This is a genomic window from Anaerobacillus sp. 63XJN7_4_ISO-PGPR-S23-413 (genome assembly GCF_056173725.1).
In genome coordinates this window covers 118,894-129,998 of the sequence record NZ_CM149688.1, presented here as the reverse complement: position 1 = coordinate 129,998, position 11,105 = coordinate 118,894, and the positions used below count along the sequence as shown (strand labels likewise).

The 11,105-nt window shown below is 41.1% G+C and carries 15 protein-coding genes and 2 other annotated features; all 15 genes read right to left on the bottom strand.

Annotated elements, in window-relative coordinates; all coding sequences use genetic code 11:
- Positions 1-201: 201 nt before the first annotated feature.
- On the bottom strand, positions 202-801 hold the full coding sequence (locus AC0VYO_RS00695; RefSeq protein ID WP_475366288.1) for a class I SAM-dependent methyltransferase: 600 nt from the start codon (positions 799-801) through the stop codon (positions 202-204).
- A gap of 116 nt (positions 802-917) precedes the next feature.
- Positions 918-1,280 carry a 50S ribosomal protein L7/L12 gene (gene rplL / locus AC0VYO_RS00690; protein WP_430246602.1) on the bottom strand — a complete coding sequence of 121 codons (363 nt, stop codon included), beginning with the start codon at positions 1,278-1,280 and terminating at the stop codon, positions 918-920.
- A 54-nt stretch (positions 1,281-1,334) separates the two neighbouring features.
- Positions 1,335-1,835 carry a 50S ribosomal protein L10 gene (gene rplJ, locus AC0VYO_RS00685; protein ID WP_160921565.1) on the bottom strand — a complete coding sequence of 167 codons (501 nt, stop codon included), beginning with the start codon at positions 1,833-1,835 and terminating at the stop codon, positions 1,335-1,337.
- Between the two features lie 44 nt (positions 1,836-1,879).
- Positions 1,880-2,015 (bottom strand) — a sequence feature (ribosomal protein L10 leader region).
- A 58-nt stretch (positions 2,016-2,073) separates the two neighbouring features.
- Positions 2,074-2,766 carry a 50S ribosomal protein L1 gene (rplA, locus tag AC0VYO_RS00680; RefSeq protein WP_194220282.1) on the bottom strand — a complete coding sequence of 231 codons (693 nt, stop codon included), beginning with the start codon at positions 2,764-2,766 and terminating at the stop codon, positions 2,074-2,076.
- Between the two features lie 139 nt (positions 2,767-2,905).
- Positions 2,906-3,331, bottom strand: coding sequence for a 50S ribosomal protein L11 (rplK, locus tag AC0VYO_RS00675; protein WP_048313309.1), 426 nt, complete (start codon positions 3,329-3,331; stop codon positions 2,906-2,908).
- Positions 3,332-3,479: 148 nt separating this feature from the next.
- On the bottom strand, positions 3,480-4,013 hold the full coding sequence (gene nusG / locus AC0VYO_RS00670; protein WP_194220281.1) for a transcription termination/antitermination protein NusG: 534 nt from the start codon (positions 4,011-4,013) through the stop codon (positions 3,480-3,482).
- A gap of 78 nt (positions 4,014-4,091) precedes the next feature.
- Positions 4,092-4,286: a preprotein translocase subunit SecE gene (secE, locus tag AC0VYO_RS00665; RefSeq protein ID WP_098445961.1), complete on the bottom strand. Its 195-nt coding sequence runs from the start codon at positions 4,284-4,286 to the stop codon at positions 4,092-4,094.
- Positions 4,287-4,377: 91 nt separating this feature from the next.
- The gene (gene rpmG / locus AC0VYO_RS00660) at positions 4,378-4,527 is read right to left on the bottom strand and encodes a 50S ribosomal protein L33 (RefSeq protein ID WP_194220280.1); all 150 of its coding nucleotides are present in this window, start codon (positions 4,525-4,527) and stop codon (positions 4,378-4,380) included.
- A gap of 259 nt (positions 4,528-4,786) precedes the next feature.
- On the bottom strand, positions 4,787-5,437 hold the full coding sequence (gene sigH, locus AC0VYO_RS00655) for an RNA polymerase sporulation sigma factor SigH (protein WP_194220319.1): 651 nt from the start codon (positions 5,435-5,437) through the stop codon (positions 4,787-4,789).
- Positions 5,438-5,552: 115 nt separating this feature from the next.
- Positions 5,553-6,062: an NYN domain-containing protein gene (locus AC0VYO_RS00650; protein ID WP_194220279.1), complete on the bottom strand. Its 510-nt coding sequence runs from the start codon at positions 6,060-6,062 to the stop codon at positions 5,553-5,555.
- A gap of 3 nt (positions 6,063-6,065) precedes the next feature.
- Positions 6,066-6,812 (bottom strand): 23S rRNA (guanosine(2251)-2'-O)-methyltransferase RlmB, encoded by a 747-nt coding sequence (rlmB, locus tag AC0VYO_RS00645; protein WP_226616809.1) that lies wholly within the window; start codon positions 6,810-6,812, stop codon positions 6,066-6,068.
- Positions 6,805-7,224 (bottom strand): Mini-ribonuclease 3, encoded by a 420-nt coding sequence (locus AC0VYO_RS00640; RefSeq protein ID WP_475368288.1) that lies wholly within the window; start codon positions 7,222-7,224, stop codon positions 6,805-6,807. Before AC0VYO_RS00640 ends, rlmB begins: the two co-directional genes overlap by 8 nt.
- Before the next feature lie 3 nt (positions 7,225-7,227).
- The gene (cysS, locus tag AC0VYO_RS00635; RefSeq protein WP_430246605.1) at positions 7,228-8,628 is read right to left on the bottom strand and encodes a cysteine--tRNA ligase; all 1,401 of its coding nucleotides are present in this window, start codon (positions 8,626-8,628) and stop codon (positions 7,228-7,230) included.
- Positions 8,618-9,274, bottom strand: coding sequence for a serine O-acetyltransferase (cysE, locus tag AC0VYO_RS00630; protein WP_404684295.1), 657 nt, complete (start codon positions 9,272-9,274; stop codon positions 8,618-8,620). Before cysE ends, cysS begins: the two co-directional genes overlap by 11 nt.
- Positions 9,275-9,390: 116 nt before the next feature.
- Positions 9,391-9,613: a binding site (T-box leader), on the bottom strand.
- 15 nt (positions 9,614-9,628) lie between these two features.
- Complete coding sequence (gene gltX / locus AC0VYO_RS00625; RefSeq protein WP_475368287.1) at positions 9,629-11,098, bottom strand: glutamate--tRNA ligase; 1,470 nt, start codon at positions 11,096-11,098, stop codon at positions 9,629-9,631.
- Between the last annotated feature and the right edge of the window lie 7 nt (positions 11,099-11,105).

The window sequence follows — 11,105 nt, the reverse complement described above, 5'->3', positions numbered from 1 at the left end:
AAGAATCTATCGTTGGACAAAAAAAGAAAAAGGGCATTGATAAAAATTCCCCTTAACTATAAGCGATTATATTAGTTTTTCCAGACGACGGCATTTTATACCTCTTTGCACACGAATGTGAAAAAGGCCTGGAAAATCCATCATTGGCATTATATTATATTAGCATAGGCCATCCATGAAGTCAAAGGATATTTTCATATTTTACTTGACTGCTTTAAGAATATAGTATCCTTTCTTTTTCACGACGGTTTCAACATGCTCAAACATTTCTTCGAGTCTGGTTATTGCAGATGGGGCCCCTTGCTTCTTTTGGATCACTACCCAAAGCGTCCCACCTTTTTTTAAAACGTCATAGGCCTCTTCAAGAATTCCATGAACAACTTGTTTACCTGCACGTATAGGAGGGTTCGTAAGGACAGACGCGAACGTTTTATCTTTTACGGCATTCAACTGATCACTTGCCATAACGCTCAAATTATGAACGCGATTCTTAATGGCATTGCTCATCGCAAGCTCTGTTGCGCGTTCATTTATGTCTAGCATATAAAAATAACGATTTGAAAATTCAGAAGCAAGTGAAATGCCGATCGGGCCATAGCCACATCCAACATCAACAATATCCCCTTCAAGTTCAGGTTCTTCAAATGATTCGATTAGAAGTTTACTCCCAAAATCGATTTCCTTCTTTGAAAAAACACCAGAATCAGTCGTGAATTGAAATTTACTTCCCCGTAAATCCGCATCAATTTTGTTCGGACTGCTTTTCACACCCGGATTCTTCGTATAATAATGTTCACCCATTGCTTTCCCTCTTTTCAACGTCATTTCTATAAGCCTAACCCCTATAACCAAACCAAAAATAATAGCGTCAAATAACAAAAAGCTCGCTTTTAAAAGCGAGCTTTTGTTTCAAACGACTACTTAACTTCGATTACTGCGCCAACTTCTTCAAGCTTGCCTTTAAGCTCTTCAGCTTCTTCTTTAGCAATGCCTTCTTTAATCGGGCTTGGTGCGCCATCAACTAGTTCTTTAGCTTCTTTCAAGCCAAGACCAGTGATTTCGCGAACAACTTTGATGACCTTGATTTTGCTGCTTCCAGCACTTTCAAGAACTACGTCAAATTCAGATTGCTCTTCAGCAGCACCTTCTGCTGCGCCACCTGCTGCTGCTACTGGAGCTGCTGCAGTTACACCAAATTCTTCTTCGATTGCTTTAACTAGGTCGTTAAGCTCAAGAACTGTCATTTCTTTGATTGCTTCAATGATTTGCTCGTTACCCATGAGTAAATCCTCCTTAATTTTTGTTTTATTTATACCAATTGATAGGCCGTGCGTTTACGCGCCTTGTTCTTCCTTTTGATCAGCCACAGCTTTTGTAGCAAGTGCCATATTGCGCATAGGTGCTTGAAGCACAGATAGCAACATAGAAAGTAGTCCATCGCGGTTTGGTAGGTCCGCAAGTTCTTTGATCTTTTCTACTGATACAACGCCGCCTTCGATTACGCCAGTCTTGATTTCAAGAGCTTCGTGATTCTTAGCGAAGTTGTTCAAAATTTTAGCAGGAGCAACAACATCTTCATTGCTGAACGCGATTGCCGTAGGTCCGACAAGGTGTTCATTCAAATCAGTAAGTTCAAGCTCTTCTGCCGCGCGACGAGTCATTGTGTTCTTGTAAACACGGAACTCAACGTTTGCATCACGCAATTGCTTACGAAGCTCAGTTACTTCAGAAACATCAAGTCCACGATAATCAACAAAAATTGTTGATTGGCTATCACGTAGTTTGTCTGCAATTTCCGTAACTAGTTGCTTCTTCTGTTCAACTATACTGCTCATAGTTCCACCTCCTAAAGAAATGTATCTATACCGCCCTGGAATATGAGGTCATATAAAAAGCCTTCACATCCGAAGACATGAAGGCTTTACGATTACATACGTATCGAATCACTTCACACCTCGGCAGGATATTAAGTGCAAGAACACCCCTGCTGTCTACGGTACAGAAAGTATTAATTTATCAAACAACATTTACAAGTATATTTAATAGCTACGCAAATGTCAACAGCTAATTTAATTAGCGGTAAGTTGATGCGTTAACTTTAACACCAGGTCCCATTGTAGATGTAACCGAAATGTTTTTAAGGTACGTACCTTTAGCTGCTGCTGGCTTAACTTTCACAAGTGTTTCTACAAGTGTGTTTAAGTTTTCAACAAGCTTGTCAGCTTCGAAAGATACTTTACCGATCGGTGCATGGACGTTACCAGCACGATCAACGCGGTACTCTACTTTACCAGCTTTGATTTCGTTAACAGCTTTTTCAACGTCGAACGTTACTGTTCCAGTTTTCGGGTTCGGCATTAAACCTTTTGGTCCAAGTACACGACCTAGTTTACCAACTTCGCCCATCATGTCTGGAGTTGCAACGATTACGTCAAACTCAAACCAACCTTCGTTGATTTTAGCGATATAGTCTGCTTCTCCTACATAGTCAGCGCCAGCTGCTTCAGCTTCTTTAGCCTTTTCACCTTTAGCGAAAACAAGAACGCGTTGTGTTTTACCAGTTCCGTTTGGAAGTACAACCGCGCCACGAACCTGCTGGTCGTTTTTCTTAGGGTCTACTCCAAGACGAACTGCTGCTTCAACTGTTCCATCAAAGTTTCCTACAGATGTCTTTTTCACAAGTTCAACTGCTTCTTGAGGCTCATAGAAAGTTGTACGTTCAACTAGCTTGGCAGCCTCCTGGTATCTCTTACCTCTTTTTGCCATTTTGTGTTCCTCCTTGAATGTGGTTTAGCGGATTAACCTCCCACTATTTATGACGCCAAAATGTCGACATCATAATAAAAGTTGCGAACCTGTATAACACAGGCAGGAATCCCTTTTAATCGCAACGGCTTGTGTAACATTAATCTTCGATCGTAATTCCCATGCTACGTGCAGTACCTTCAACCATACGCATTGCAGAATCAACATTCGCTGCGTTAAGGTCTGGCATTTTTGTTTCAGCGATTTCACGCACTTTATCACGCTTCACAGTCGCAACTTTGTTGCGGTTTGGTTCACCAGAACCTGACTCGATACCTGCTGCTTTCTTAAGAAGAACTGCAGCTGGTGGAGTTTTAGTGATAAATGTAAATGAACGGTCTTCAAAAACCGTAATTTCTACTGGAATGATCATACCAGCTTGGTCAGAAGTACGAGCATTAAACTCTTTACAGAATCCCATAATGTTAACTCCAGCTTGACCTAGTGCAGGTCCTACTGGCGGTGCAGGATTCGCCTTCCCAGCCGGGATTTGCAATTTAACAACCTTGATTACCTTTTTAGCCACGCGACACACCTCCTTAAGTCCGTGATGTGGTATTTGGGTGTTTTACACCCTCCCACCTTATATATCAATTGAATGTCTCGATTAGTATGAGACTCATGAAACATTAAAATTCTATCATTAATCGAAAAGTTAAGCAAGGACTTTTCAATTAGAACTTCTCAACTTGTCCGAAATTAAGTTCAACAGGCGTTTCTCTGCCAAACATATTTACGTGCACTTTGACCTTTCCTTTGTCCGTATCGATCCCTTCAACAGAACCTACGAAATCAGCAAATGGACCTTCTTTCACTTTAACTTTCTCTTTAAGTTCAAAGTCTACATCTACTTTTGGTTGCTCCATACCCATTTGCTTAAGAAGTGATTCCACTTCTTCCGGAAGCAATGCAGTCGGTTTAGACCCAGCACCACTAGACCCTACGAATCCAGTAACACCTGGTGTATTCCGAACGACATACCATGAATCATCTGTCATGACCATTTCTGTAATAACATAGCCAGGAAAGACTTTTTTCATAACTGTCTTTTTCTTGCCGTTCTTCTCTTCTGTTTCTTCTTCTACCGGGACGAGAACACGAAAGATCTTATCCGTCATGCCCATTGTCTCAACCCTTTTCTCAAGGTTGGTTTTTACTTTGTTTTCATACCCCGAGTACGTATGAACAACATACCATCTTTTTTCCATATTTGCAGGACTGCGTCCTTCCCTCCCCAGCTCATTTACTCTCTCATTCTAACCTTCTGAATGAAAATTTATAACGAATTATCCTAAAATGAGGCGGATTATCGAGGAAATACCCTGGTCAATCAATGCGAAGAAAACAGCTATAAAAATAACCGTTGTAACAGTTACAATCGTATAGCGTGTTAATTCCTTACGCGTTGGCCAACTTACCCGCTTCATTTCACTTGCGACATTACGAAAGAACTTACCAGAACGTTGAACAATACTTGCCATTACTTGTTACCCCCAATTAATCTGGTGGAAAACTCCCCCGAGAATCTATTTTGATAAGGTTTGCCTCAAGAAGCAAACACCCTTCGAGGCATTACTTTGTTTCACGATGGACAGTGTGAACATCGCAGTATTTGCAATACTTCTTAACTTCCATGCGGGCCGGGCTCGTCTGTGAGTTTTTCATAGTTGTATAGTTTCGGCTATTGCATTGAACACATGCTAGTACTGCCTTTTTTCGCATAATGACACCTTCCTAAGCCGCGCAGTAGTGAAGTTTGTAATTTATATAAGCTATATTATTTCAAAAAAGAGCAAAATAAAAAAACGTTCAGCTACCCTGTGACGTTCTTACAAACCTAACAAAAAATTGACATTCTTACTTTTATCACTTTATCACAGCGTGTTTCAGCATGTCAATAAAGCGTCGGATAGGTACTCATAAGAAAAGAACAGGGAACTCGCCCCTGTTCTTTTCCCTAACCATCTTAGGTTTGTCCATATTAAAGGCTGACTTCACGTAGTTCGAGATAACGCTCTAACTTGCGTTTCACTCGTTGCAATGCGTTATCAATTGACTTGACGTGACGGTTTAGATCAACCGAAATTTCTTGGTATGAACGTCCATCGAGATAGAGCATTAGCACCTTTCTCTCTAAATCGCTCAAAATTTCTGACATTTTAAGTTCGATGTCATCAAATTCTTCCTGATTAATAATTAATTCCTCAGGATCTGTTACTTTCGTGCCGCATATAACGTCTAGAAGCGTACGATCAGACTCTTCATCGTAAATTGGCTTATCAAGCGATACGTAAGAGTTAAGCGGAATATGCTTCTGTCTTGTAGCGGTTTTGATAGCTGTAATCATCTGCCGGGTGATGCATAATTCGGCAAACGCTTTAAAAGATGAGAACTTGTCTCCTCTAAAATCACGAATGGCTTTGTAGAGACCGATCATCCCTTCTTGGATGATATCTTCTCGGTCTGCTCCAATGAGAAAATACGACCTCGCCTTAGCGCGTACGAAATTTTTGTACTTCGTAATCAAATGTTCCAACGCTCTACTGTGACCTTCATGAACCATGATGACGAGCATTTCATCATCAAGTTGATCGAATGCTACGTGTTCCAGGTGTCTTTGGTCTACTGACAGTTGTTCTTGATTTACCGTGCTTTCTTTGAGGTCTACTGTACTCAATATGCGTTCCCCCCGACCAGTACGCTATATAGAAATATTATACAGTACGTGTCGAAAAATCGTCAACCGCCTATTTACCGCCTCTTCGCCATTTTTCAAATATTTCGCTAATTTCTTCTGATAAATGCAGGCCACCAGAACGATTGCGACGATTTTCAGTATTTACACTTTTTTCAATTCCTTTTTCAATTCCTTGCATTTCGTTGTAAAGTTCACGCGCAGATTTCCTAAGTGCACCTTGGCCAAAGATAGCCCATTGCTCTGTAAAATCTGATGTTGCCACATGTATTTGCGTTCTTATACCCTTCAGTTCCCTCGCCATTTTCTCAATCCGCTCATCTGCTGTTTCATTTTCTCTCGTATAAATAACATCAATTCTGTATTGGCTATGACGTTTTTCAATACCATGAGAGAGGTGAGCGTCAAAAACGACGATCACCTGATACCCGGTATAAGCTTGATATTCGGCCATTTTTTCAATTAGAAGCTCACGTGCTTTACTGAAATCTCTCTCTTTAAGTGTTCGCAATTCTGGCCATGCACCAATAATGTTATAGCCATCAACTAACAGCACGTCCATTATTTACTCCCCCAAAGGATGACGTTGTCGGTAAACCTCATACATCATTAACCCTGCAGCAACTGAAGCGTTGAGAGAGGTTACTTTTCCGGCCATTGGAAGACTTACTAAGAAATCACATTTATCCTTAATAAGACGTCCCATCCCTTTACCTTCACTTCCGATGACAAGTCCGATCCCCATATCATAGTCTGCCTGACGATAGTCCTGCCCCCCGGTTGCATCAGTGCCCACAAACCACAAGCCGCGGTCTTTCAACTCGTCCATTGTTCTAGCAAGGTTCGTTACTCGCGCAACCGGGATATACTCAATCGCTCCTGTAGAAGATTTGGCAACGGTAGAAGTTAAACCAACCGCTCTTCTTTTTGGAATAATAACTCCATGAGCTCCTGCAGAATCCGCTGTTCTTAATATAGATCCTAGATTATGAGGATCTTCAATTTCATCAAGAATAAGGAAAAACGGCGGCTTCCCAGAATCCTCTGCTTTCTTAAATAAATCCTCAAGATCAGCATATTCATAAGCCGCAATTGAAGCGACAACACCTTGATGGTTACTTTCCCCGGATAGTTGTTCTAGCTTTCGTTTCGGCACGAACTGCACGAGTACATTTTGTTCCTTTGCTTTTTGTATCAAGTTTTGAAGAGGGCCTTTTTGAGACCCTTCATTTATCCAAATTTTATTGATTTCGTGTCCCGATCGTAATGCTTCAAGAACCGAATTTCGTCCTACAATAAATTCTTTATCCATCTGACTTCACTTCTTTCTTCGGTTGTTCTACGAATTCATAAAGCTTTTGTAACAATTCATTTACTCTCTCTTCATTTCCCTTTAAATGATGGTACCCAAACAAAGCTTCAAGGGCTGTTGAATATTTGTACGTACTTACGCTCGTATTCTTTGGGACAGTTCCCGATTTAGCATTTCTTCCTCGGCGCACAACACCAGCTTCTTCCTCTGTCAGCCATTCTTTGTTTAATACATGGTGCAGGAACGCTGCCTGTGCTTTTGCAGAAACATACGTCGTTGCTGTTTGGTGCAGCTGATTAGGTCGAATGTGACCAAGTGAAAGCAGCCGCTTCCGAACGTTAATTTCAATAACAGAATCTCCCATATAAGCAAGCGCAAGTGAATTAAGTTGTTTTGCATCGATTTCCTTCATGCGCTACATCCTTTTCCAGCGAACGCCTTGAGGTGTATCCTCAAGAAGAATTCCCTGTTCTTTTAATTCATCACGAATTTCATCTGCTCTTCCAAAATCACGTTGCTTCCTTGCTTCATTTCGTTCTTCTATCAGTTGATCCACATCTTCATCAAGTAGAGCTTTTTCTCTTTTGAAGGAAATGCCAAGAACGGAACCAAAGTCTTCAAAGCGCTCCATAAATAGTTCAAGAATCTCCATGGATGAATTTGTCCCCTGGAGGTAGAGATTAGCTTCTTTAGAAAGTTCAAATAAAATGGAGATCGCATTCGCCGTATTAAAATCATCGTCCATTTCTGTAACGAAGCGTTCACGATATCCCTCAATTCTCTCTTGCCATTTCTCAACTTCTCCATCAAGGTCAGCACTGTGTTGAAGGCGGTGCTCAAGGTTTTCTACCGTATCCTTAATGCGATCAAGTCCTGTTTTAGCACTTGCCAAGAGCTCATGGTCAAAGTTAATGGGATTACGATAATGAACAGACAACATAAAGAATCGAATCGCTTCTGGGTCATGCTGTTTAATCAAGTCATGAACAAGGACAAAATTACCTAGTGATTTAGACATTTTCTCGTTGTTAATATTGATATACCCGTTGTGAAGCCAATAATTCGCAAAAGTATGCCCAGTTAACGCTTCCGTTTGCGCTACTTCATTTTCATGGTGAGGGAATGCCAGATCTTTTCCTCCCGCATGAATATCAATTGTATCTCCTAAATATTTCTTCGCCATCGCCGAGCATTCAATGTGCCAGCCTGGTCGCCCCTCTCCCCATGGACTCGCCCATGAAATTTCACCTTCTTTTGCAGATTTCCAAAGTGTAAAATCAAGAGGGTCTTCTTTCTTTTCACCCACCACAATTCGAGAACCGAGCTTAAGCTCATCGATGGACTGGTGTGAAAGTTTTCCATAACCTTCGAATTGACGAGTTCTAAAGTACACATCTCCTTCAGACTCATATGCGTAGTTCTTTTCAATAAGAGCTGTGATAAAATCAATGATTTCCTGCATGTTCTCTGTTACTCTTGGATGTTCGTCTGCTTTCTTAACGCCAAGCGCACCCGTATCTTCATGATAAGCACCGATAAATCGTTCAGCCACTGCCGGTACATCTTCACCCAATTCATTGGCCGCTCGAATCAATTTATCATCTACATCCGTAAAGTTAGAAACATACTGCACATCATAATCTCTGTATTGCAGATAACGACGGACAACATCAAAGACAATAGCAGGGCGCGCGTTACCAATATGAATATAGTTGTATACGGTCGGACCGCACACGTACATCCGTACTTTACCTTCTTCAATTGGTTGAAACGTTTCTTTTTTCTGTGTCAATGTATTATATAGCTTAATCGCCATAACTTTCACTCCTCTTCCTTAACGTTCGGACTTCCTCTGTTAACTCTCGCAATTCTTGTTCCATTTGTTTAAATTTATCAGCCACTGGATCCGGCATCTTATGATGGTCAAGATTATGTGGAACTTTCACTCCATTTTGGATAACGACTCTTCCAGGTATACCTACCACAGTTGAATTAACAGGCACATCCTGCAAAACAACTGACCCGGCACCTACTTTGGAATTCTCTCCTATCGTGATGGAGCCTAGCACCTTCGCTCCCGTCGCAACAAGCGTATTATCCCCAAGAGTTGGATGACGTTTCCCTTTTTCTTTACCAGTTCCCCCAAGTGTTACGCCTTGGAATAACGTCACATTATTTCCAATCTCACATGTTTCTCCAATAACAACACCCATACCGTGATCAATAAAACAACGTTCTCCAATTGTTGCTCCTGGATGAATTTCGATACCTGTGAAAAATCGACTGATTTGCGATACTGCTCTAGCAAGAAAGAAAAACTTCTTTTTCCAAAACCAGTGTGCCACTCGATGTGACCATATTGCGTGAAGGCCAGCATAAGTTAGAATAACCTCAAAATAACTTCGTGCTGCTGGATCTTGATCAAAGACCACATCGATATCCTGCTTCAACGTCTTCCACATGTCTTCACCTCTCTCCGTATACTCCCATAAGATCAACTAGAATGTAGGTTCACCATCTCTGCGTTCCAAAGAATAATAATTATTAAAAAAAGCGCCCCTGTGTGATGACTCCATCACACAGAGACGCTATTTGCGTGGTTCCACTCTGCTTCGAACATTTTTACAAATGTTCCTATCACCGATAACGGCGGCACCGCTCCTACCTAATAACCATAAAGGCTTTCTGTAGAAGACTCAGAGGGGCATTTCAATGAGTAAATACTTAAGCTGCTTTCAGCCGAGGACAGCTCTCTCTATAAAGAATTACACTCATTTACTTTTCCTCTTCAACGTTTGTTGTCAATTCGCTTATTATTATGCTTTACTCATCGCAAGAACTTGATTCAAACGAGCATTAACTGCTTCCCTTCCAAGTAAGGCAATCGCCTGTGGAAGTTCAGGACCATGTGTTTCACCTGTAGTAGCCACACGGATTGGCATAAAGAGTTTCTTCCCTTTATGACCAGTTGCCTTTTGAGTAGCCTTGATAGCTGATTTAATTGCAGCTGGCTCAAATTCTTCAACTTCTTTAAGTTGGTCTAAGAATCCTTGCATCACTTCAGGAATTTGCTCTTCGTTTAGTACTGTCATTGCCTCTTCATTATACTGAATTTCTTGCTTAAAGAACAACTCAGTAAGCTCAACAATTTCTCTACCATAGTGAAGTTGTTCTTGATAAAGGGCGATTAGTTCTTGAGCCCATTCCTTTTGTTCCGCTGTCATTTCATGAGGGAACCTTCCTGCTTCAACAAGATGTGGAAGAGTCAGTTCAACCACTCGATCAAGACTCGCCTGTTTAATATATTGATTATTCATCCAGTAGAGTTTTTGTGAATCAAAAACTGCCGGCGAAGTGGACAAGCGTTCTGGATCAAAGATTTCGATCAATTGCTCTTTCGTAAACAGCTCTTCTTCTCCCTTAGGCGACCAACCAAGTAGTGTCACAAAATTAAATAACGCTTCTGGAAGAAAACCTAAGTCATGGTACTGTTCAATATACTGCACAATTGATTTATCCCGCTTACTAAGCTTCTTCTTCTGATCATTAACGATCAGTGTCATATGACCAAATTTAGGTGGTTCAAAACCAAATGCTTCGTAGATCATTAACTGCTTAGGTGTGTTTGAGATATGATCATCCCCACGAAGAACGTGAGAAATCTTCATATGGTGATCATCGAGAGCAACGGCATAGTTGTAAGTCGGAATACCGTTCTTCTTAACGATAACAAAGTCGCCAATTCCATTCGATTCAAAGGATACGCGGTCTTTTACAACATCGTCAAACGAATATTCTTTATCACGTGGAACTGCAAAACGAATGCTCGGTTCTCTACCTTCTGCTTCTAACTTTTCACGCTGGTCTTCTGTAAGATGTCGACATTTTCCAGAATATCGCGGCATTTCTCCTCGCGCACGCTGTGCTTCTCGCTCTGCCTCAAGCTCATCTTCTGTACAATAACATTTATATGCAAGTTCTTTATTCAAAAGCTCTTTTGTATGTTCAGTATAAATATCTAGACGTTCCATTTGAGTATATGGACCGTATTCTCCCTCTTTATCGATACTCTCATCCCAATCCATTCCTAGCCACTTTAAGTAATCAAGCTGATTCTCAACGCCACCTTCAACATTACGAGACTGGTCCGTATCTTCAATACGAATGATGAACTTACCGCCTTGATTTCTAGCAAACAAATAATTAAATAACGCCGTTCTTGCATTCCCAATATGTAAATAACCTGTTGGGCTCGGCGCATAACGTACGCGTACTTCGTTTCCCATTATATCC